The 22653-nt window shown below is 58.8% G+C and carries 23 protein-coding genes; 6 read left to right on the top strand and 17 right to left on the bottom strand.

Features of this window, described 5'->3' with window-relative positions; translation table 11 throughout:
* Position 1: 1 nt before the first annotated feature.
* The 10 genes from pal to ruvC all read right to left on the bottom strand — a co-directional run bounded on the left by pal (position 2) and on the right by ruvC (position 7560).
* Positions 2 to 511: a peptidoglycan-associated lipoprotein Pal gene (pal, locus tag AC2FLO_RS15975; RefSeq protein ID WP_267364104.1), complete on the bottom strand. Its 510-nt coding sequence runs from the start codon at positions 509 to 511 to the stop codon at positions 2 to 4.
* A 72-nt stretch (positions 512 to 583) separates the two neighbouring features.
* Entirely contained in the window at positions 584 to 1903 is a 1320-nt protein-coding gene (gene tolB / locus AC2FLO_RS15970; RefSeq protein WP_480911065.1) for a Tol-Pal system beta propeller repeat protein TolB, read from the bottom strand.
* Positions 1900 to 3003, bottom strand: coding sequence for a cell envelope integrity protein TolA (gene tolA / locus AC2FLO_RS15965; RefSeq protein WP_496753052.1), 1104 nt, complete (start codon positions 3001 to 3003; stop codon positions 1900 to 1902). The genes tolB and tolA overlap by 4 nt, the downstream gene beginning before the upstream one ends.
* A gap of 9 nt (positions 3004 to 3012) precedes the next feature.
* Positions 3013 to 3489, bottom strand: a complete 477-nt coding sequence (tolR, locus tag AC2FLO_RS15960) for a protein TolR (RefSeq protein WP_480483970.1) — start codon at positions 3487 to 3489, stop codon at positions 3013 to 3015.
* 2 nt (positions 3490 to 3491) lie between these two features.
* Positions 3492 to 4187, bottom strand: a complete 696-nt coding sequence (gene tolQ / locus AC2FLO_RS15955) for a protein TolQ (protein WP_496753053.1) — start codon at positions 4185 to 4187, stop codon at positions 3492 to 3494.
* A gap of 109 nt (positions 4188 to 4296) precedes the next feature.
* Entirely contained in the window at positions 4297 to 4680 is a 384-nt protein-coding gene (gene ybgC / locus AC2FLO_RS15950; RefSeq protein ID WP_496753054.1) for a tol-pal system-associated acyl-CoA thioesterase, read from the bottom strand.
* Positions 4677 to 5300 carry a hypothetical protein gene (locus AC2FLO_RS15945; protein WP_496753055.1) on the bottom strand — a complete coding sequence of 208 codons (624 nt, stop codon included), beginning with the start codon at positions 5298 to 5300 and terminating at the stop codon, positions 4677 to 4679. The genes ybgC and AC2FLO_RS15945 overlap by 4 nt, the downstream gene beginning before the upstream one ends.
* Before the next feature lie 64 nt (positions 5301 to 5364).
* On the bottom strand, positions 5365 to 6384 hold the full coding sequence (gene ruvB / locus AC2FLO_RS15940; protein ID WP_496753056.1) for a Holliday junction branch migration DNA helicase RuvB: 1020 nt from the start codon (positions 6382 to 6384) through the stop codon (positions 5365 to 5367).
* A 4-nt stretch (positions 6385 to 6388) separates the two neighbouring features.
* Positions 6389 to 7066, bottom strand: coding sequence for a Holliday junction branch migration protein RuvA (gene ruvA, locus AC2FLO_RS15935; RefSeq protein WP_496753057.1), 678 nt, complete (start codon positions 7064 to 7066; stop codon positions 6389 to 6391).
* On the bottom strand, positions 7063 to 7560 hold the full coding sequence (ruvC, locus tag AC2FLO_RS15930) for a crossover junction endodeoxyribonuclease RuvC (protein WP_209598197.1): 498 nt from the start codon (positions 7558 to 7560) through the stop codon (positions 7063 to 7065). The genes ruvA and ruvC overlap by 4 nt, the downstream gene beginning before the upstream one ends.
* A 333-nt stretch (positions 7561 to 7893) precedes the next feature.
* Between ruvC and AC2FLO_RS15925 the strand changes: the two genes are divergently transcribed.
* Positions 7894 to 8109, top strand: a complete 216-nt coding sequence (locus AC2FLO_RS15925; protein ID WP_209505505.1) for a DUF1127 domain-containing protein — start codon at positions 7894 to 7896, stop codon at positions 8107 to 8109.
* A gap of 106 nt (positions 8110 to 8215) precedes the next feature.
* On the opposite strand, the gene AC2FLO_RS15920 is transcribed toward AC2FLO_RS15925, so the two are convergent.
* The 4 genes from AC2FLO_RS15920 to AC2FLO_RS15905 form a co-directional block, all read right to left on the bottom strand.
* The gene (locus tag AC2FLO_RS15920) at positions 8216 to 8560 is read right to left on the bottom strand and encodes a hypothetical protein (protein ID WP_496753058.1); all 345 of its coding nucleotides are present in this window, start codon (positions 8558 to 8560) and stop codon (positions 8216 to 8218) included.
* A gap of 101 nt (positions 8561 to 8661) precedes the next feature.
* Complete coding sequence (locus tag AC2FLO_RS15915) at positions 8662 to 9540, bottom strand: 50S ribosomal protein L11 methyltransferase (RefSeq protein ID WP_496753059.1); 879 nt, start codon at positions 9538 to 9540, stop codon at positions 8662 to 8664.
* Between the two features lie 66 nt (positions 9541 to 9606).
* Positions 9607 to 10839, bottom strand: coding sequence for an MFS transporter (locus AC2FLO_RS15910; RefSeq protein WP_496753060.1), 1233 nt, complete (start codon positions 10837 to 10839; stop codon positions 9607 to 9609).
* Positions 10840 to 10918: 79 nt separating this feature from the next.
* Positions 10919 to 13114, bottom strand: a complete 2196-nt coding sequence (locus AC2FLO_RS15905) for a primosomal protein N' (protein ID WP_496753061.1) — start codon at positions 13112 to 13114, stop codon at positions 10919 to 10921.
* Positions 13115 to 13202: 88 nt separating this feature from the next.
* On the opposite strand from AC2FLO_RS15905, the gene fsa reads away from it, so the two are divergent.
* The 4 genes from fsa (at position 13203) to AC2FLO_RS15885 (ending at position 16443) form a co-directional block, all read left to right on the top strand.
* Complete coding sequence (gene fsa, locus AC2FLO_RS15900; protein ID WP_209505487.1) at positions 13203 to 13856, top strand: fructose-6-phosphate aldolase; 654 nt, start codon at positions 13203 to 13205, stop codon at positions 13854 to 13856.
* A 197-nt stretch (positions 13857 to 14053) separates the two neighbouring features.
* Positions 14054 to 14761 (top strand): DUF484 family protein, encoded by a 708-nt coding sequence (locus tag AC2FLO_RS15895; protein ID WP_496753062.1) that lies wholly within the window; start codon positions 14054 to 14056, stop codon positions 14759 to 14761.
* Positions 14758 to 15678 (top strand): tyrosine recombinase XerC, encoded by a 921-nt coding sequence (locus AC2FLO_RS15890; RefSeq protein WP_496753063.1) that lies wholly within the window; start codon positions 14758 to 14760, stop codon positions 15676 to 15678. Before AC2FLO_RS15895 ends, AC2FLO_RS15890 begins: the two co-directional genes overlap by 4 nt.
* 69 nt (positions 15679 to 15747) lie before the next feature.
* A complete protein-coding gene (locus AC2FLO_RS15885) occupies positions 15748 to 16443 on the top strand; it encodes a CDP-alcohol phosphatidyltransferase family protein (RefSeq protein WP_480483981.1) in 696 nt (231 codons plus the stop codon).
* 22 nt (positions 16444 to 16465) lie between these two features.
* Here AC2FLO_RS15885 and AC2FLO_RS15880 read toward each other — a convergent pair whose 3' ends face one another.
* Complete coding sequence (locus AC2FLO_RS15880; protein ID WP_480507053.1) at positions 16466 to 16933, bottom strand: hypothetical protein; 468 nt, start codon at positions 16931 to 16933, stop codon at positions 16466 to 16468.
* 76 nt (positions 16934 to 17009) lie between these two features.
* Positions 17010 to 17465 (bottom strand): methylated-DNA--[protein]-cysteine S-methyltransferase, encoded by a 456-nt coding sequence (locus tag AC2FLO_RS15875; protein WP_480507054.1) that lies wholly within the window; start codon positions 17463 to 17465, stop codon positions 17010 to 17012.
* Between the two features lie 132 nt (positions 17466 to 17597).
* On the opposite strand from AC2FLO_RS15875, the gene AC2FLO_RS15870 reads away from it, so the two are divergent.
* Positions 17598 to 19568, top strand: coding sequence for a hypothetical protein (locus tag AC2FLO_RS15870; RefSeq protein WP_496753064.1), 1971 nt, complete (start codon positions 17598 to 17600; stop codon positions 19566 to 19568).
* 42 nt (positions 19569 to 19610) lie between these two features.
* On the opposite strand, the gene ileS is transcribed toward AC2FLO_RS15870, so the two are convergent.
* Complete coding sequence (gene ileS, locus AC2FLO_RS15865) at positions 19611 to 22523, bottom strand: isoleucine--tRNA ligase (RefSeq protein ID WP_496753065.1); 2913 nt, start codon at positions 22521 to 22523, stop codon at positions 19611 to 19613.
* Between the last annotated feature and the right edge of the window lie 130 nt (positions 22524 to 22653).

Here is a 22653-nt window from a genome sequence, read left to right as displayed (position 1 = left end):
CTTACCCCAGAGTTGACCCGGTCAGAACCGTGACTGCACGGCGGTTCTTGGAATAACATTCCTCGGTGCTGCAAATCTCGATCGGGCGTTCCTTGCCATAGCTCACGGTGTTCAGGCGGCTGCCCGCAACGCCGCGCGAAATCAGGTACTCACGCGCAGCGTTCGCCCGGCGTGCGCCCAGCGCAAGGTTGTATTCCCGCGTGCCCTGCTCATCCGCGTGGCCTTCGATCGTTGCGACAAAATCCGGATTGGCCAGCAGCCAGTCCGCCTGCCCTTGCAGCACTGTTTGCGCCTCGGGCGACAGGGTTGACTGGTCAACGGCAAACAGGACACGGTCCCCAACTGTTTGCTGGAAATACGCGGGCGAGCGCGGATCACTCGGTGATCCGGGGACAATGGATCCAATGCCTCCGCTACCACCACCGCCACCCAAGGCTGAGGGGTCATTGTTTGTGCAGGCGGCGATCACACTCAGCGCGCCCAGCGCCAGAACTTTGCTCAATACGTTCATTTCAGGTGCCTCGTGTTATGTTTATTGCCGCCTGTCTACCACAGGGACGATTTGTTGTGAACTTTGCTGCGATCAATTCTGCAATGGGCCCCAGGACGGATCGCTGCCGCCGTCCGGTGTACGTACCGGGCGCAGGTTCCTGCCCGAGATATCCACCGAGTAAAGCGATGCCCTACCACTGGCCCCCTGCGTTTCGCGGGTGAACATGATGACCCGGCCATTGGGCGACCAGGTGGGGCCTTCATCCAGGAAAGAGGCTGTCAGCAAACGTTCTTCTGACCCGTCGATGCGCATCACGCCGATATGGAACCGGCCCTGGTTCTGCTTTGTAAAGGCGATCAGGTCGCCGCGCGGTGACCAGACCGGGGTGCCATAGCGGCCTGCGCCAAAGCTAATCCGCGTGGCCTCGCCCCCGTTTGCTGCCATCACGTACAATTGCGGCGTGCCGGAGCGGTCGCTTTCAAAGACGATCCGGCTGCCATCGGGTGAATAGCTGGGGGCAGTTTCAATTGCAGGCGTGTTGGTCAGGCGCGTGCTTTGACCCGAAACGATATCCATCTTCCACAGATCGGTATTGCCGCCCTGAATCAGCGAATAGACAATCGACCGGCCATCCGGCGAGAACCGAGGCGAAAAGCTCATCGTCCCGTCCTGCGTCTTCAGTTCCCGCGGTTTGGGGCGCCCGACTTCAGTCACGTAAATGCGCGGGCTGCCGCTTTCATAACTGGTATAGAGCAGCCGGTCACCGGTGGGTGAGAACCGGGGCGCCAGAACGATTGCGGCGCTGTCGGTCATGTACTGCACATTCGCGCCATCGTAATCCATGATCGCCAAACGCTTCAGGCGCTGGTCCTTCGGCCCGCTTTCCGAAACAAAGGCAACGCGGCTGTCAAAATAACCGCCTTCACCTGTGATCCGGCTATAGACCTGATCGGCCACCTTATGCGCCATGCGCCGCCACCCGTCTGTGGTACCTGCCAGTTGAAGGCCATTGCCCAGTTCCTGGCCCGAAAACACATCCCACACCCGGAACCGGACCGTCAGTTTCTGACCGGACACATTGACAGCGCCGGTGACCAGCGCGTCAGCGTTGATCGCCTTCCAATCCGCAAACTGAACCGGAGCTTCGAAGCTGCTGACCCGGCTGATGAACGCATCCGAGGAGATTTCGCGGAACAACCCGGTCCCGGTCAGGTCAGCCGCCACCACGCGCGAGATATCCTGCGCGAACTGAGCTGCGGCCGGACTGTCCGGCACAAAATTCGGAACGGCAAAGGGCAAGGGTTCGATAATCCCCTCATCCAGTTCCAGGCGCAAAGGCCCGTTCTGTGCATAAACCGGCGCAGACATCAGTGTCAGGCCGACAAAGAGGCTGGTCAGAAGCTTCATCATTTGATCCGCATCCTCTCGGGGTTAAATGTAATCTCAACATCCTGCCAATGTTCGTATTTGTCAGCAGGCAAATCATATCCTTTGGCCCCGCAGCGCAAAATAGCGCGTCGCGCAGCCTCGTAGGCCTGTTTAACGGCTCCCGCCGAGCCACCAGAGCTGTCCAGCATCCGAACACTGCCACCGACGACCGTACCATCACGGTTCAGTGAAAACGCAACAACAACCACAGTGTTCAGCGCATCCGTGGACAAGGAACCCACATTCCAACATCCAGAGACAGCCAGTCGCATCGCGTCTTTCTCTCCGCTGGTCAGCGGTGGGCCAGAAGGTTCGGACCCGCTGCCCAAGGCTTCGGCCAGGGCGTCGTTGATTGCCGTTTCATCGGTTTGTTTCTCAGGTTCCGGGGTCGCCTCAGGCGTTTTGACCACAGCGGGTTCCGGCGGCGGGCTTGGCCGGTTTGGGCGCACGCGCGGCCGCGGAGATGTCAGGGGCGACTGTTCTTTGGCTTCCTCGGCCTCGGTCACAATCTCCGGGGCTGCCTCTTGTGGCGCGGTCTGATCCTGCTGTTCCTGTTGAACCTCTGCGCCTTCATCCAGGGATACCGGAGGCGTTTCAAAATCATCAGGCTTTGCCTCGGGCGGTGGCGGAGCTATTGCCTCGGGCGCGACGCGGTCTGATGGGCGCGGCTGTGCCTCCGGACCGGGCGGCGCAGGCTGTGCAACAGGTTCAACCTGAGGTTCCGTCAGAACCGGAGGCTCGTCAGGCACCTCGGGTTCTGGCGGCGCTTCCACGATGATGGGCTCTGGCTCTGGTTCCGGTTCAGCCGGTGCAACAGGTTCAGGGCGGGGCTGTTCGTCACTCTCGGGTTCCGGGGGCTTGGTCACAGCCTCCGGCTCGGGCGGTTGCTGCAACGCGGTCGGCACTTCGGGGAGTTCCGGCGCATCCCGCTGGGCCGTCATGGCCGCGAATTGTTCAGCCGTGATCACAGAGACATCCTGCACAGCCATCGGCAACGGTTCGGACCGGAAGGTGCCGCCGAACATCGCCCATCCGATCAGGCTGACATGCGCAATCGCTGAAATCTTGGTGCCGGTATCCACCGTGCGACCTCACTCTCCACCTTCATCCAGCGTCGGCCCGCCGGTATCGGTCACAAGGCCAACGTTGGAAAACCCGCCCGCGTTCAGCGCACCCATGACCTGCATCACCTGTGCGTAAGGGATTGCACCATCGGCCCGCAGGAAAACCCGGTCACTGCTCCGCTCTGCCGCAATGGCACGCAGCTTGCCAATCAATTCTTCGCGCAACACGTCGGTGGTCTGGATCTGCACGCGGCCGTCAGCGGTCAGGGTCACGGTCAAAGGCTCTTCATTGTCGCCGGGCAGCGCACTGGCTGCGGTCTTGGGCAGATCGACCGGAACACCAACCGTCAGCAATGGCGCGGCCACCATGAAGATGATCAGCAACACCAGCATGACATCCACGAAAGGTGTCACATTGATCTCGGCCATCGGCTGCGCGCGACCGCGACGCCGACCACGCCTGCGCCCATTGCCGTTCGAAGATTGCTGGATCGCAGCGCCCATCGTCAGCTGTCCAACTGGCGCGACAGAATGGTTGCGAATTCATCCGCAAAGGCTTCATAGCCGCCAACGATCCGGTCACTATCGGCGCTGAGTTTGTTATAGAAAATCACCGCCGGGATCGCCGCCAAAAGGCCCAACCCTGTCGCCATCAACGCCTCGGCAATACCGGGGGCCACAACGGCAAGGTTGGTGTTTTGCTGTTCGGCGATCTCGATGAATGCATTCATGATACCCCAAACGGTGCCAAACAGCCCGATAAACGGAGCCGTGGAGCCGACAGTTGCCAGAATGGGAAGACCTTTTTGCAGGGTTTCCGCCTCTTTCGCGATGGCGACATCCATCGACCGGTCGATCCGCGCGGTTGCCCCGGCAATCAGCCCGCCATCATTGCGATGCGACCTGCGCCATTCGATCATACCTGATGCAAAGATTTTTTCCGAGCTGCCATCCGGCTGGGTTCCGATCTGCTCGAACAACTCATCCAACGGGTTGCCCGACCAGAAGCTTTCATCAAAAACCTGCGCCTCGCGTCGGGCCGCGCGATAGTTGATCAGCTTCTGAATGATGATCCCCCAAGACCAGATGGATGCGCCGGTAAGTGCCAGCATCACCAGTTTGACGATAAAGGTCGCGCGGGCAAACAGCCCCCACATGGAGAAGTCGATCTCCTGCGCCAGCGCCAGCGTTTCAGCTTCCATGAACCTGCTCTTTGTTTTGCCTGATGGCCGTTCGTTTGGCCTTATTTTGCCAAACGCTATCTCAGTTGGTCATGAAAAGCCAACAGAACCACCCATGGTCCGCAAATTGTTACATCAATGCGCGAATCTCTGCCGGCAATCGGATCGGTTTGCCCGCTTTATTGATGCAAACGGCCGTGACAGATGCACGAAATATTTCGGTCTCACCGCGGCGGACAAGCTGCGCCATGGTCAGACGCACGCCCGAGATTTCGGTCACCTCGGTTTCGACGGTCAATTCATCATCGAACCTTGCAGGCGCCAGATACTCGGCCTCGACCCGCCGCACGACCCAAACAATGCCCTCGTCCCGCATGGCGTTTTGGTCATTGCCCAGATTACGCACCCAGTCCGAGCGCGCACGCTCGATATAGCGCAGGTAGTTCGCGTGATAGACAACCCCACCCATATCGGTGTCTTCATAATACACGCGGATGGGGTAGGTATGTTTCATTGCAACGCCTCCAGACGGGCAAACAGCCTTAACGCGTGCGAAGCATCCTGTGCCGCCCGTGGCAAAACCGGATCATAGGCCGCCCGGATCAATGTCGCGATGTCGGGACGCAGGATCGTGGCCTCACCTGCGATTGCCAGCGGAGATTGATTGCGAAATGCAGCGTCCGACCAGAGCAAGATGGTTTGCACGACCTGATTGAGCGCAAGGGTTTCCGCCGGAACCTTGGACAATTCCTTATCCATGCGCAGAAACACAAACGCCGCGCGGATGGCGCCATCTTCTTCGAACCGGAAAACGCGGTACTGGTTTGCATCTGCCGCGACCAGCCGCGCAACCAAAGGTTCCAGATCCGGGATCAAGCGATCAAGGTCCGGTACTTCCAGCAGCTCCTGCCAGTCCCGGAAAAAGAAAACCATGCAATTCGCGCCAAGCTCAGGGTCTGTCTCGGCCATTTGGTGACCGGCCAGCGTGACAACGGCTTCGAAAGCCCCCTTTACGGTGGCCAGCGTCTCATCTTCGACGCCGAAAACGATCGGAACAATAGGCCGCCCCCAGCGCGCAAACAGAAACTCGCCGCTTTCGCGCGTGAACAGCGCCTCAATTTCTTCCGATGTCACCGCCAGCCCTTCATCTTTTCAAAAATACTCTCGCCGAAAGGCATAAAATCTAAGCGCGCGGGCTTCAACCGAACAGATCGCTTTGCCGCTTAGGCGCAGCAATCCCAAGATGCGTCCACGCCTTCTGTGCCAACATCCGCCCGCGCGGAGTACGCTGGATCAGCCCCTGTTGCAGCAAATAGGGCTCTATCACTTCCTCAAGCGAGTCGCGGCTTTCGGACAGCGCGGCAGACAGGGTTTCAATCCCCACCGGGCCGCCTGCATAGTTTTCGGCAATCAGCTTCAGATACCGCCGGTCGGCACCATCAAGGCCCAGATTATCGACGCCCAGACGGGTCAACGCACCATCGGCCAGGTCCCGTGTGATCCGCCCGTCCCCTTCGACAATCGCGAAATCCACAACACGCCTCAGCAATCGCCCGGCGATACGCGGCGTTCCGCGCGACCGGCGCGCGATTTCGCGCGCGCCATCGTTATCCGCAGGCGCGCCCAGTTTCCGCGCGTTCCGAGTGACGATTTCGTGCAATTCATCAACCGTGTAGAACTGAAGCCGGGTCGGGATACCAAATCGGTCACGCAAGGGCGTTGTCAGCAGGCCCATCCGCGTGGTGGCCCCCACCAGTGTGAATGGCTGCAACTCGATCCGTACGGTACGCGCAGCAGGGCCTTCGCCGATAACAAGATCCAGCTCGAAATCTTCCATCGCCGGGTACAGCACTTCTTCCACCGCCGGGTTGAGCCTGTGAATCTCGTCGATAAATAGCACATCACGCGATTCAAGATTGGTCAGGATCGCAGCCAGATCCCCCGCCTTGGCCAGAACCGGCCCCGAGGTCATGCGGAAATTCACCCCCAACTCACGGGCCATGATCTGCGCGAGGGTCGTCTTGCCCAACCCCGGAGGTCCGTGAAACAAGGTGTGGTCCATCGCCTCGCCGCGTTGCCGGGCGGACTGGATAAAGATGCGCAAGTTGGCGCGCGCCTCAGCCTGACCAATGAATTCATCCAGCCCCTGAGGACGCAAAGCGCGGTCATTGTCTTCCGGCAGAGGCTCCGGGCGCAGGGTGGGATCAGCGTCAACCATTCACTTACCCTTTCGGAGCCAGCAGCCTGAGGGCCGCGCGGATCAATTCAGCCTCGTCCGCATCCGGCTGGCTTGCGGCTGCTTCAGCCACTGCACCTGCCGCCTCGGATGGCCCATATCCAAGATTGGCCAGCGCCGACAACGCCCCGGCAGACGCGGCCGCAGCACCCGATGGCGGTTTCGATACACGTCTCAGTGCGGGCGTAGAGTCATTCGGTTCAACAACCTCTAGTTCCGGCCCTTCCAGCGCCTGAGCAATCGTGCCACCCATGGCCATCACTCCGGGTGCCTTGTCCTTGAGGTCCAACACGATCCGCTGGGCGGTTTTTGGCCCGACGCCCTTGGCCGCCTTGACCGCGCCCCAGTCCCCCAGGGCAATTGCGCGGCTGACACCGTCGGGCCCCAGTGCACTCAGGATCGCCAGCGACACCTTCGCGCCGACCCCCTGGACCGAGCACAGCAAGCGGTGCCACTCTTTCTCGACAAGCGAGAGAAACCCGTAAAGCTGCATCAGGTCTTCGCGGACAACCATGTCAGTGTAGATCGAGACCGCCTCGCCCGCCCCCGGCAATGCCGCCAAGGTCCGGTCGGAACAATAGACAAGATAGCCGACGCCCCGAACATCGATCAGCACATGATCCGCCGCACGATAATCCAGCCGCCCCGTCAGTTTGCCTATCATGCCCGCACCTCTTTCACACGCGCCTGTTGCGTCTTTCCGTAATAGGCGTGGCAGATTGCAATCGCCAGTGCATCCGCCGCATCGGCCCCTTTCGGCAAACAGCCCGGCAATTGCAGCTTGACCATGTGCAAAACCTGCTCTTTCTCGGCGTGGCCCACGCCCACCACGGTTTTTTTGACCCGGTTGGGGGCATATTCGCCCACCGGCAGACCGGCCTGTGCCAGCGTCAGCAACGCCACGCCACGCGCCTGCCCAAGCTTGAGGGTTCCGGCCCCATCCTTGTTCACGAAAGTCTGTTCGATAGCAGCCTGATCGGGCCTGTGATCCGCAATCACTTCGACAATCTGATTGTGCAGCGACAGCAACCGTTCGCCAAGATCGTCCCCATCCGATTTGCACAACCCGTTGGCCACATGGCTCAGGCGGCTGCCATTTGATTCGATGACGCCCCATCCCAGGGTTCTAAGCCCCGGATCGATGCCCAGAATTCGCATATTTTGCCTCGGCCTGCTCGGGTTGTGTGATCTTTTTTCAACGCCTAGCACGAAGCGTGAACATTTTCCAAGCGAATTGACCTCAGGGCTGAAAACGACACGCGTGTCTCAGGCGCGACTTCGGGCGCGTTTTGCGACCCAGTGAAGTCTGAATTCGACACTTTCCTACAAGCTTTTTCACCAATTGTTAAAGGGGATTACAGCTTCGTGAAGCCTTGCAGAAAACGCATAGGACACATGCAAAAACTGAACTTGTGCGAACGAAATGACAGCACTAGATGCCCCGCAGATCGCAGAAATGCAATGTGAACACTAACCAGAAGGAAACAGGATATGGCTGCACTGGACACAACCCGCGTCGCTACCACTGGCTCGTTCGGCCTTGTTGGCCGTATCGGCGCATTTTTCGTATCGGCCGTTAACGCCGCAGTTGAATGGAATGACGCCCGCGTAACCCGCAACGCGCTGACCGGTCTGACCGACCGCGAACTGGACGATATCGGCCTGTGCCGTGGTGACATCGACACCATTGCCGAAGGTCGCCGCTAAGAACCGACCCCAAAACTTACATGCCCCTTCCTCCTCCCTTGAGGGGCACACAAAAACACCGCGCACCATAAGGGTACGCGGTGTTTTTTTAATCCGAGGGAGCGGATTAGTAGAAAACTTTGTTCAGCTGAGCGGCGAGGGCTTGCGACAGAGGGTCGACTTGCATCACCCAGGCACCGGCTTTTTCGACTGGTGTGCCTTCGTTCAGGCTGTCGATCCGATATTGATAACCGGTCGGGCCAAGGTGGGATAACAAAAATGCTTTGAATGCGAAGAAACCCACAAGTGTAAGCAGCAGCACCTTTGCCGGCACCGCCGAGCTCACCCGCTGCGGCCTCATCACCACCAGGCCATCCTTGCGCATCGTCGCGCGATAGCCACGGCTCATCTTTTGGTGTTTCTTGTTCAGGCGATTTACGCGCTGATTGAACTCCAGTTGTTTACCCGTCATGGCAGCCTCCAAAAACCGCCCCCCTCGACTTCATTCAGAAAACGGTAAAAAGAGATTACGACAAAAACGTGGCAAAAACCTATAAAACTCCTGCAAATGGCCTAATTCACGCCCTGTTTGGTTAAAATTAGGGTCGTCCACTCACCAATCTCGGCCCTATAGGTCTGATTGAACCCGTTTTGTGAATAAACGGAAACCACGTCATCGGCCTGTTCGTTAAGGATTCCCGACAGGATCGCGTGCCCACCTGGGCGGAGATTCGCTGCCATTTCGGGTGATAAAGCTACCAAAGGTCCTTTGAGGATATTGGCAAAAATCAGATCGTACGGCGCGTGCGCCTTTAGGTCGGGATGATCGAAACCTGCGGCTTCAACACACTGAACCACGCCGGACATACCGTTTGCCTTTAGGTTGGCTTCGGCCACTTCAACGGCCACCTCGTCGATATCGCTGGCAATGAAATCGCCATCCCATACCCGGGCTGCCGCCATGGCCAGAACGGCCGTGCCGCAACCGATATCCGCTACTTTCGAGGCACTGAACCCTTCATCCAACAACCGGTCCAGAGCTTTCAAACATCCCAGCGTGGTACCGTGATGTCCGGTACCAAAGGCCATTGCCGCCTCGATCAGCAGTGGAATGCGACCGTCGGGCAGCTTGTCGGCATCGTGGCTGCCATAGACAAAAAAGCGGCCCGCCTCAACCGGGGCAAGCTCTCGCCGCACATGGGCCACCCAATCGGTTTCAGGCACTTCCGACACAACAAAAGGTTTGGCTTCAAAAGCAACTGCCAGAACGGCCAATGCGGTCTCGTCAGGGGCTTCGGTAAAGTACCCGCCCACTTCCCACAGGCCCGAACCGTCTTCGACCTCGAACACACCGACGCCGGTTGGTTCGGGCTCCAGCCGCTCCATCGCTTCGCCCAGACCTTCGGCGGCTTTCTTACCTGTCAGCGTGGTCAGCGCAGTGAATGTGGGCATCCGGAACTCCTGTGTCAGTTGGCACTGCGCGTAGGACGGTGCGCCGCCAACGTCAAGCTTTGCGGCCTATTCCGCCGGGGCTGGCGCGTATTTGCTCAGGACGGTCTCATTGCCCGGTTCGGGGTGGCGCGGAACCAGCAGGGACAACAGCAGAGAAACGACCGCCATCGCCGCCGCAAGGCCAAACACGGCACCTGGCGACACGACCCAGAGCAAACCCAGCAACGCGGGCAAGAAAACCGCGGCGATATGGTTGATCGTGAACGCGACTGCGGCAGTTGGCGCAATATCCGCCGGATCGGCGATTTTCTGAAAATAGGTTTTCAGTGCAAGCGCCAGCGCGAACAGCACATGGTCGATGACATAGAGTGTCGCCGCCAACAGCACGCCCCAGCTAAACCAGTAGATGCCACCATAGGCTGCGAACACGATCCCCAGACCGGTATATTCAAAGATCAACGTACGCCGTTCCCCGAACTTGGCCACCGCTTTACCCAGCAACGGAGCAACCATCATGTTGATCATCAGGTTGATCAGATACAGGCTGGTCAGCTCATGCACTTCAAAGCCGAACTTCTCAACCATCATGAACCCGGCAAAGACGACAAAAATCTGTCGCCGCGCACCCGCCATGAATTGCAGAGCGTAATACAGCCAGTATCGACGGCGCAGGATCAGTTTCTTGGTTTGCGGCGTGGGGGCATCGAATTGCGGGAAGGCGAACAGGCAAAACAGGGCCAGCAAAGCTGTTGCACCGCCAGCGGCCATGAAGACAAAGTTGTAGGACAGGTCGAACCGCTCCCAGGTCAGAACGATCAGCCCGTACACCACCATCGTTGCTGCCGAGCCCATAGCGACCAGCCACCCCAATAACTGCGGTGCGCGATCCTTGGGAAGCCATTGCAGCTGAAGCGACTGGTTCACAGTCTCATAGTAGTGAAACCCGATTGAACTAAACAAGGTCACGAACAACAATCCGCCAAGGCTTGGGAACCACGCCGTCAAAGCCGTTGCGACCCCAAGCATCATCAGCGAGATCATGGCCAGCACCTGTTCGCGAATGAAAATAATGACGGTAATCACGCCGACCGCCAGAAAGCCTGGAACCTCGCGCACCGTGTGCAGCAGGCCGATATCGGCCCCATCGAAATTCGCTGCCTCAATGACGAAGTTGTTCAACAGCGCGCTCCACGCGTTGAACGCGATGGGCATGGTCACGGCCATCACGAACAGAAGCGTGACAGGACGACGCCAGAACGGAAGGCTCTGCGCCTCGGCAAGGGGCATGGGTTTCAGCATGAGAATCCTCTACGCCCATTTCCCGACTTTGGCGAGGGGGAAGCGACCGGCGCACAACGGCCCTGCGTTAATGCAATAGTCAGTAAAAGCTTTGTGGATCGATATCGACGGTCAGGCGGATATCGCCTTTCAGGCGCAGCGGGGCGATCCAACGAGCGATGGCGTCCTGGATTGGTGCGCCTTTAGGTGCCTTGACCAGCAGGCGGACACGGTGACGTCCGCGAATACGGGCAATCGGCGCTGGGGCGGGGCCAAACACCTGCGCGCCAATCTGGCGCAATGGGCTGTCGTTGCGCGCCATGGCGTTGCCTATGTCAAAGACCGGTCCGACCTCGGGGCCCGACAACACGATCCCCGCCATACGTCCATAAGGCGGCACACCGGCCGCTTGCCGACCGGCGGCCTCGGCCTTCCAAAAGCCCTCTTCGTCACCCGACAGAATCGCCCGGATCACCGGGTGTTCCGGCTGGAAAGTCTGTAACAGCGCCTGCCCCGGTTTTTCAGCCCGACCAGCACGCCCCGCAACCTGTCGCATCAGCTGAAATGTTCGTTCAGCGGCCCTCAGGTCTGCGCCATGCAGACTGAGATCCGCGTCGATCACCCCCACCAATGTCAGCTTGGGAAAGTTGTGCCCCTTGGCCACCAATTGCGTTCCGATGACGATATCTGCGTCCCCTGCCGCAATTTCTTCGATCTTGGCCTTCAGTGCGCGGGCTGAGCCGAACAGATCGGAACTCAACATGGCAATCCTGGCCTCGGGGAAGGTTGCTTCGGCCTCTTCGGCTAAACGCTCAATGCCCGGCCCCACCGGGGCCAGCTTGCCCTCGACCCCGCAGGAAGGGCATATCTCGGGCATCGGCTTGGTCTCACCGCATTGGTGGCACATCAACCGCTTTAGAAACCTGTGTTCCACCATGCGCGCGTCGCAATGGTCACAGGCGATCTGTTCCCCGCAGGCGCGGCACAGGGTTACCGGAGCATAGCCACGGCGGTTGATGAACAAAAGCGACTGCTCGCCTTTCTCGATCCGCTGCTGCACCGCCTGCCGCAAAGTCGGAGATATCCACGTTCCGGCCTGCATCTGTTCGGCCCGCATGTCGATGGGCTTCATCTCGGGCAACACCGCCGCGCCGAAACGCGAAGTCAGGTCGACCCGATCATATTTACCTGCCTCAGCATTCGCCCAACTTTCCAGCGATGGGGTTGCGCTGGCCAGAATCACCCGCGCACCGCAGATGGCCGCCCGTAGGACCGCCATGTCACGCGCGCTGTAATGCACCCCGTCTTCCTGTTTGTACGAGGTGTCGTGTTCCTCATCCACCACGACCAGCCCCAGATCGCGAAATGGCAGAAACAGGGCTGACCGCGCGCCAACAACCAGTTGAGCTTCCCCCTGCCCGACCATCCGCCAGACCCGCCTGCGTTCAGTCATGGTCGCGCCCGAATGCCACTCGGCAGGGCGCGCGCCAAACCGCGCCTCAACCCGTGTCAGGAATTCTGCGGTTAGCGCAATTTCCGGCAAAAGGAAAAGTGCCTGCCGCCCCATGCGCAGCGCTTCGGCCACGGCCTCCAGATAGACTTCGGTCTTGCCGGAACCCGTCACGCCTTTCAGCAGCGTCGTGCCGTAACTCCCCGTCCGTTGCCCGGCCCGAAGCTGCGCAACCGCACTTGCCTGATCTTCGGTCAGGTCCTTTCCCGGCATATCGGGATCAAGATGCGGATACGGCAGGTCGCGCGGGCTGTCTTCTTCACGAACCGCGCCTTGCTTGACCAAGCCTTTGACAACGGACGAAGTTACCCCGGCCTGTTCTGCCAGTTCCTTTAACGTAAATGCCAACCCGCCATAGTCGCGCAACACGTCAAGTACACGGGTTCTCGCGTCGGTCATCCGGTCTGGCAAGGTGGTTCCCAAACGATAGATCTTGCGCATGGACGGTGGGTCACCCAGCCCCGGCGCGCGGGTCGCCAGTCGCAACATCGCGGGCATCGGCGTCAGGGTGTAGTCGGCAACCTTGCCGAGGAATGCCCGCATTTCCTCGCGCATGGGCGCAACGTCCAGCACACGGATCACCGACCGCGCCTTGCTCAGATCGAATCCGCCCTGCCCCGGCCCCCAGACAACCCCCAACACCTTGCGCGGACCAAGTGGCACCTCGACAAACGCACCCAGAAAGCATCCTCCTTCCGGCGCTTTGTAATCCAATGTCCGGTCCAGCGGTTGCGTTGTCAGCACCGCAATCAGCTCTCCCTCGTCGAAAAATCCGTTAGCGCTCACAGCATATCCTTTGCAGGGGGTTCCAGCATGGCTCTCTTTGAGGTAAAGCCATCCGCGACCAAGGCCAACCCATCAAAGGACTGCCCTCATGAAATTCTTCGTAGACACTGCCGAGATCGACGCCATTGCTGAACTGAACGACCTGGGCATGGTGGACGGCGTGACCACCAACCCCTCGCTGATCCTGAAATCGGGCCGCGACATTCTGGAAGTGACAAAGGAGATCTGCGATCTGGTCGACGGTCCCGTTTCCGCCGAAGTTGTCGCCACCGAAGCTGACGACATGATCGCCGAGGGCCGCAAGCTGGCCAAGATTGCCCCTAATATCGCAGTGAAGGTTCCGCTGACATGGGCCGGTCTGAAAACCTGCAAGACGCTCAGCGACGAAGGACAGATGGTCAACGTCACCCTGTGCTTTTCGACCAATCAGGCGATTCTGGCTGCAAAAGCGGGTGCGACCTTCATTTCGCCCTTCATCGGCCGTCTGGACGATATCAACCTGGATGGCATGGATCTGATCGCCGACATCCGTCAGGTCTATGACAATTACGGGTTCGAAACCGAAATTCTGGCCGCTTCGATCCGTACCGTGAACCACGTCACCGAAAGTGCCCGCATTGGTGCCGATGTCATCACCGCGCCGCCAGCCGTGATCAAGAAACTGGCCGATCACCCGCTGACCGACAAAGGTCTGGAAACCTTTCTGGCCGACTGGGCCAAAACCGGTCAGAAAATCCTCTGATCTGGTTTGCGACCGCGCGGCGCCGTCCGGCGCCGCGCCCGGCCCAACAGCCCAAAGCCTGATCTGCGATCAGGCGTGGCAGGCGGGAGCCTATCCGCCACAGCATCCGGGGAAATCCACTCTTGCGTGCATTTTTCCCAAGGCAAATCCGGTTCGGCATGTTATAAGCCGCCCAACAAAAAAAGACCGGACAGGACATGAGCAGCAATCCCAAACTCGAGGATAATCTCCGCGCGGCAATTCTTGCCGAGCCCGACGTCGTTCTGGACGACAAGGACCTGATGCAAGCCCTTGTGGCCGCGAACGAACGCGCCCGGGGTGATAATGTGATCGATCTGCGCGGCATTGCCATGCAGCGGCTTGAGGCGCGGCTGGACCGGCTGGAAGATACCCACCGCTCGGTCATCGCTGCGGCCTATGAAAACCTTGCAGGCACCAATCAGGTTCACCGCGCGATTTTGCGCCTGCTGGAACCGGTCGAATTCGAGGATTTCCTGCGCGCCCTTGGAACCGATGTCGCAAATATCCTGCGGGTTGACCACATCACGCTGGTTCTGGAAACCACCGTGGTTCAGAACGATCCTGCCGTCGACAGGCTGGGAGGCGTTCTGACGATCGCAGAGCCCGGCTTTATCAACCAATACCTGACGAACGGTCGCGGCGGCCCTGCCCGCGACGTGACCTTGCGCGAAACTCATCAGCCGAACCGACGTGTTTTCGGCGCGCTGGCGGATCAGTTGCGCTCAGAAGCCTGCCTGAAGCTGGACCTCGGTCCGGGTCGCCTGCCGGGCATGATAGTCATGGGGGCCCGTGATCCGCGGCATTTCACACCGCAACTCGGCACCGATCTTCTCACCTTCTTTTCCGGCGTATTCGAACGCTCAATGCGCCACTGGCTGTCGTGAACCTTATCTCTCCCGCTTGCCGCGACGCGCTCCAGCACTGGCTGGACACTCTGGGCGCGCTGGCGGGGCGGTCGCAAAACACGCAAACCGCCTATCGCGGCGATGTCACCGAGTTTCTGTCTTTCATGAGCCTTCATCACGCGGAGCGGCAGGGGCTGAAGGCGCTGGAACGGATCACCGTCTCGGACATGCGCGCCTGGATGGCAGATCAGCGCAGCGGGGATATCAGCGCGCGATCCCTTGCGCGCAAACTGTCCGCTGTCAAAAGCTTCTATCGTTGGCTGGCCGAGCGAGAGGGGTTTGAACCCACCGCCGTTCTGTCGACCCGCGCGCCCAAATTCACCAAGAAACTGCCCCGCCCTCTGGCCGAAGACGCCGCCCGCGCCATGATTGACACGGTCGAGCTGCAATCTGAGTCCGACTGGGTTGCGGCCCGCGATGTTGCGGTTGTCACGCTGCTTTATGGATGTGGTCTGCGGATATCCGAGGCCTTATCCCTGACCGGTGCAGACGCGCCCCTGCCCGAGACGTTGCGCATTGTCGGGAAGGGCGACAAGGAACGGATCGTTCCGGTTCTTCCAGCCGCCCGAGACGCGGTCGGCCGGTATCTGCAACTTTGCCCCCACCCGCAAGCGAAGAACGCCGCCCTGTTCCGGGGTGCCCGTGGCGGTCCGCTGAACCCGCGCGCGATTCAGGGCGTCATGGCCAAGGCACGAATGCAACTGGGGCTGCCTTCAACTGCCACGCCTCATGCCATGCGACACAGCTTCGCCACCCATCTGCTGTCCGCCGGAGGAGATCTGCGGGCCATTCAGGAACTGTTGGGGCACGCCTCATTGTCAACCACACAGACCTATACCGCCGTGGATACCGCACGGCTGATGGAGGTCTACAACCGTGCGCATCCAAAGGCGTGACCGACACATCGAACAGAAACCTCGGGCTTTTGGTTTGCATCTCTGGCGTGCATCGGTCATGACCCTAGCATGACACTCAGATTCAAAGCTCTTGCCGTACATCTCTTCACTGCCACTGGTGCTGTTTTCGCAATGCTGGCCATGCTGGCCGCCGTGGAAGAGAAATGGAGCCTCATGTACCTTTGGCTGGTTGTATCCTTCATTGTCGATGGCATCGACGGCCCGTTGGCGCGGCACTATCACGTCAAGAAAAACGCACCCGAGTTTGACGGCGTCTTGCTGGATCTGATCATCGATTATCTGACCTATGTGTTCATCCCAGCCTTTGCGCTGTTCAAATCCGGATTGATGGATGGATGGACCGGCTGGTTCGCAATCATCGTCATCACCTTTGCCAGCGCGATGTATTTCGCGGACACCCGGATGAAAACAAAGGACAATTCCTTTTCCGGCTTTCCCGGATGCTGGAACATGTTCGTTGTCGTGATCTTCGCACTGGAGCCCAATTTCTGGATCATCCTGCTGCTGGTCACGCTGCTGTCGCTTGCGATGTTTCTACCTTTGAAATTCGTTCACCCCGTGCGCACCGAGCGTTGGCGCAGTCTGACCTTGCCGGTCGCCCTTGCCTGGACGTTCTTTGCGGGCTGGGCCGCATGGGTCGATTTTCATCCCGAAAGCTGGGCCCACTGGGGTCTGGTCATCGCCAGCCTGTACCTGACATTTGCGGGTATCGCACAACAGGTTGTTCCGCAGCGCCGTACCTGACACGAGCGCTGCCGGACCGGATTTAAAGAACGTCCTGAACCTCAAATTCAGTACCGTTATGGGTAAAGACGTCGCCCGCTTTCAGACCGGCCATGGCTAGGTAGATCGGGCTTTGTGTCGAGATCCCCATATATGTATCTCCACCCACCTCGAACCGGGTCGTCGAAACGCAGACGACAAAGCTGCGGTTGTTGAACTTGATCACCGATCCCGGCCTGACTGTATCTGTCAGACCAAAATCGGTATTCTCGATCACATCGATTTTGGCATGATGCGCATGAACAGGCGCGTCAAATGCAGCTGCCAGATCGGCATTTTCGCGCGATGCGGCTATGTCATCCTTGTCGTGGCCTTCCCGGTCATCCAGTTGGGCATCCTTCAGAAATGCATCGTAATGGGCCTGCGCCGTTGCAAGCTCCTCTGCCTCAAGCGACATCAACCGGTCGATAATGGCCTTCTTCTGGGCTGCGCGATCTTTTTCGGTGCTCATTCAATGCGATCCTTCAAATTCAGCAACTGATATAAGTTGTGCTTCCCAGAACCGGATTGCAACCGAATTTCGAGGCTCAGATCAAAAGACCCGCCGCCCGTTCATGCCGTAGCAGTGCAACCTTTGTCTCGATCCCGCCGCACCCGGAAAACCCGCCCAGCCCATTGGCAGCCAGCACCCGGTGGCAGGGAATAATAACGGGAATCGGGTTTGCCCCACAGGCCTGACCGACCGGTTGCGCCGGTTGTCCCAGCGCCTTGGCGATATCCCCGTAGGTGCGCGTTTCCCCAAGAGGAATGGCATACATAAGATCACAGACCCGCCTTTGAAACTGCGATCCATGGATGCGGTAGGGCAGATCGAAGCGGTCAAGTCGTCCAGCGTCATAGGCCATCAGCTGCGCCGCCGCCTCGCGCAGCAGAGCTGTTGGTTCGCCGTCGTCCTGACCGTCCCAGACCAGCCGCGTGAGGGCACCATCCGTTTCCTCGATCCCAAGTCTTCCGAACTGAGTATCAACTGCAATCATCGCCATGGGCTGACGGTTTCAGATCAATCCTCCAAGTTCAAGTGGCGAAGCCATGGGGCTGCGCGACGCGCGGATTTTGCGAGTTGCGGCAATCATGTTAGCCTAGCCGCATTGTCAAAAAGAGATTTGGAGCATGAGATGGGTCGTCATTTGATCCTGACGGTTCACGGAATTGGCGAACAAATACCCGGTGAGACCGTCGATCAGGTCGTCGGGGCCGCGACAACCTGGCTGGATGGCAATCCCGAACCCCCGATTGAGGTTCAGCGTGGGATGATCGAGCTGGCCGAAACAACCTTCGACGGCACCCCCCGAAGCGCGAAACTGTTCCCGGTCAACCTGCGCAAGGTGACGAAACCGTCAGTACCGCAGGACGAGGCCATGTTTGCCGAGGTTTTCTGGGCCGACCGCTCACCCGCCCCGAAAGGAGCCATTAAGACAGCATTGGACCTGATCTGGGTTGTTCTTGCGCTGGGTTATCTGGCCATGGACAATGCCGAACAAACGCATAGCCGCGCGGATGTGGCCTCGGACCAAGCCAACGGCAGGAACACTTTTCCCGCGCGGCTGGTTCACCTTTTTACTTGGGTTTTCTTCGGCGCAGTTGCGACCCTGAATGCCTATCTTCTGATCGGTGCCATAGCCGTTATGGTTGATCGCGTTCCCGGGATCTTCTTTCAAAGCACGATCCTGCTGTTCTGGCTCTTGTTCACGCTTTACGCCGGAGGGGCCGCATACGGACTTAGGCGCAGCTTTGCAGCCCCGACTTATCTAAGACGCGTATTCTGGCGCGGCATTTTCGGGATGGGGTTTTTGCTGCTGATCTGCCTGATCATTGGTCCGCTTGGTCTGGAAATCCGAGCCTGCACACCCTTGCCGGACAGCCCGGTTTGCCCTTCGGCGCTAGAGCAGTTTGTGGCCTTTCAGGTCTACCTGCTCGCGTTTTTCTGGGCTTCGCTGATCTTCATGACAATCATTTTGTACGTGCTTTCTGCAACCAGACTTGATGAAAAGGTTCAGGCAGACAATCTGAAAGAGCACAGGCGGCTGTACCCCAGCATATGTGCAGGCATGTTGGTGTTCTGGATGTTCTTTATATCCGGGTTGTGGCTAATGCTGCGGGAAATGCTCGACACGGTTCCGGGGCTGTCGGATGGAAAACTGACCGGTCTTTTTGACAATTTCCTCAGTGACTCCATCGAAACACTCAGTGTTGCCTTCGCGGCAATTGTCCTGCTTGCGTTTGTCGGTGTTGGCCTGTTTGCCGGTCGCAGAAGGCTGAAGGCAAACCTGCATATCCGCGACGGGCTGATCAGTCGCGCCATCCTCAATCGTTTTGCACAATGGGTCTTTTTGTTCGGTGCAATCGTACTGGCGATGGTCACTATCCGAGAAATCGCGTTGAGCCAGCACGTCGATCCCCTGTGTCAGATCGGAACGGACAATTGCAACCTGGTTGGACGGGTTCTGAACAAACTGGCAAGCAAACAGGGCGAGATTGGCCTGATCGTCCTGGGTGCAACAGCATTGATGTACCGCTTTTCCGATTTCGTCGCAGCAGGGCTGGGTGTGGCACGGGACATTGTCACCTATGCCATTCGCGACAAGTGTTTACTGAAAGCGGACCTGAAAACGAGGCTGCGCAATTATCCGGATCGCAAGGCGATTGATGAACGATTTTATCGTGCGCTGCATTATGTGGTGGATATCTTTGCCGCGGACCACATCATGGTGATCTCACATTCACAAGGCACCGTGATTGCCACGCAAATGCTGGCTGATCCACGCGTGCAAAAGCTTATCAACGGGCGCAACGTGACGCTGATTACGATGGGCTGTCCTGTGACCCATATTTATCAGCGCTATTTTCCCGAGATGTTCACAGTCGTTCCCAAAAACCTGAACGCCGCATGGTTCAACATCTTCAGGCAGGATGACTTTGTAGGGACCGAGATTGAAGGCGGGCTGATTTCCGCAAACCGCAACATTCCGGTCGAGCCCGGTGGTCACACCGGATATTTCACGGATTATCAGGTTTGGAAGGCCCTGAAGGATTCAGCTATAGGCTTTGACCTGTTTAATCCGACACCGCAGTCCGCGCAGACGTGAAACGAAAAACGCCCCCTCGAAGGATCGAGAGGGCGGTTTCAATCAGCTTAGCGCCTCATCGCAGCGTCGGCAAACTCCGACATGGGCGTGGCGGCCCACGTCAGGAAGGATTTTCCAACAGCGCTGACATTTCTCGCCTTCGGCCTTCTCGAACACGACGGCAATGCCTTCGATTTCAGGTACGCGGAATGCTTCGGCCGGGGCCGGGTCGCCGGTCACGGTCAGACCTGACGTGATGCACAGATCGTCCACGTCAAAAGTGGCCAGCAGATCAAGGGTTTCACTGTCCTCAACATGCACAATCGGTGCCGCTTCGAGGCTGGAGCCGATCACCTTGTCCTGCCGCTGGATCTCAAGCGCAGCTGTCACTGCACGGCGTACACGGCGCACTTTGGCAACGGCCTCTTCCAGTTCGGCGAAACGCCAATCCGCAGGCGTTTCCGGGAAGTCGACCAAGTGGACCGAGCTATCGTCGCCCGGAAAGCGCTCCAGCCAGACCTCTTCCATAGTGAAAACCAGAACCGGCGCCAGCCACGTGGTCAGGCGATGGAACAGGATATCCAACACCGTCCGCGCAGCACGACGGCGCGGCGTGTCGCCGTCACAATAAAGAGCATCCTTGCGGACGTCGAAGTAGAAGGACGACAGGTCAACCGTGGCAAAGGTGAAGACCGCGCTGAATACGCCCTGGAAATCGAAAGACGCGTAGCCCTCGCGAACCTGCTCATCCAGATCGGCCAGCCGGCTGAGCACCCAGCGTTCCAGGCGCGGCATATCTTCGGGCGCAACACGATCGGCCTCGGTGAAATCCGTCAGCGAGCCCAGCATAAACCGCATGGTGTTGCGCAGACGGCGATAGCTGTCAGCAGTGCCTTTCAGGATCTCCGGCCCGATACGCTGATCGGCCGTGTAGTCGGTCTGAGCCACCCAAAGGCGCAAGATATCGGCACCGTATTGCTTGACGACCTCTTCCGGCACAATCGTGTTGCCCAGCGATTTGGACATCTTGTTGCCCTTGGCGTCCAGCGTGAATCCATGGGTCACAACGTTGCGATAAGGCGCGCGGCCTTTGGTGCCGCAGGCCTGCAACATGGATGAATGGAACCACCCGCGATGCTGGTCGGTGCCTTCCATATAGACATCGGCGATACCGTCCTTGGTCCCGTCCTCGCGGTCGCGCAGAACAAAGGCGTGGGTCGAACCCGAGTCAAACCACACATCCAGAACGTCAAAGACCTGTTCGTAATCGTCCGGGTTGGCGATGCCGTCTAGGATCTTCTCTTTGAACCCGTCGGTGTACCAGATATCCGCGCCGTCTTTCTCAAACGCCGCCTTGATGCGCGCGTTGAGCTCGGCGTTGCGCAGAAGGTAATCCGCGTCGGTGGGCAAGGCACCTTTCTTGGTGAAGCAGGTCAGCGGCACGCCCCAGGCACGCTGGCGCGAGAGAACCCAGTCCGGGCGCGCTTCAATCATCGAATAGAGGCGGTTGCGCCCCGTCTGCGGCGTCCACTTCACCAACTCGTCGATCGAGCGCAGCGCACGTTCGCGGATGGTATCACCCATTTCGCCCATGCCATCGTCCAGCTTACGGTCCACGGATGCGAACCACTGCGGCGTGTTGCGGTAGATGATCGGAGCCTTGGAGCGCCACGAATGCGGATAGCTGTGCTTGATCTTGCCGCGCGCCAGCAGCCCGCCGACCTCGGCCAGCTTGTCGATGACGGCCTTGTTTGCATCGCCCTCACCACCCTTGCGGGACAGGATGTATTTGCCACCAAAGAACGGCAGATCAGCGCGGAACGAACCATCATCCATCACGTTGTAAGTGATGACCTGCTCCAACATGCCCAAATCGCGGTAGAGTTCGAATTCCTCCATACCATGTGACGGTGCACAGTGGACGAAACCGGTGCCTTCGGTATCGGTCACGAAGTCAGCCGCGCGGAAGTCGCGGATATCGTCCCATTCGCCATTGCCACCTTCGGCACCGGCCAGCGGGTGGGTCAGTTGAACACCTTCAAGCTCGTCGGTGGCGACATCACGTACGCGGGTCCATTGATCGTCGTTCAGACGCGCACGACCCAACACATCTGCGGCCAGATTGTCAGCCAGCAGGAACTTGTCGCCTACATTGGCCCAGCATTCCTCAGGCGCGCCGGTGACTTCGTAGAGACCATAAGAGATGTCTTTGCCATACACGACCGCCTTGTTCGACGGCATGGTCCAGGGAGTGGTGGTCCAGATTACGACGAACGCATCATCCAGATCACCCGCGTTCACGACCTTGAACTTCACCCAGATGGTAAAGCTTTCCTTGTCGTGATACTCGACCTCGGCCTCAGCCAGCGCAGTTTTTTCGATGGGCGACCACATCACGGGTTTCGAGCCCTGATAGAGCGTGCCGTTCATCAGGAACTTCATGAACTCGTCGGCGATCACGGCCTCGGCATGGAAGTCCATGGTGATGTAGGGATCAGGCCAGTTGCCGGTGATGCCCAGACGCTTGAACTCTTCGCGCTGGATGTCGATCCAGCCTTCGGCGAACTTGCGGCATTCCTGACGGAAGTCGACGATGTTCACCTCGTCCTTGTTCTTGCCCTTCTTGCGGTACTGTTCTTCGATCTTCCATTCGATCGGCAGGCCGTGGCAGTCCCAACCGGGCACGTAACGCGCGTCAAAGCCCATCATCTGATGAGAGCGCACGATCATGTCTTTGATCGTCTTGTTTAGTGCGTGGCCGATATGCAGGTGGCCGTTCGCATAGGGGGGGCCGTCGTGCAGAGTAAAGGGTTTGCGCCCCGTTTTCTCGCGCAGGCGGTCATAGACACCGATGGTCTCCCACCGCTCCAGCCATGCGGGTTCGCGTGCAGGCAGGCCCGCGCGCATTGGAAAATCGGTTTTGGGCAAGTTCAGCGTGTCTTTATAGTCAGGCGTTTGGGTCGTGTCGGCGCACATTTTGAGCGTCCTTTGGATGATCTGGTCGTACTAGGATCGAAGCGGTCGGTGCGAATTCTCAAACACCTTTGCCCGGCGTCTCAGAGGGTCAGAGCGCCGGGGATATAATTCGAATAATGATGGCCGTCCG

This window comes from Ruegeria sp. TASC047 (assembly GCF_059612445.1).
Note: the sequence above shows the minus strand (reverse complement) of the source record. Positions and strands in the feature narration are given on the sequence as shown.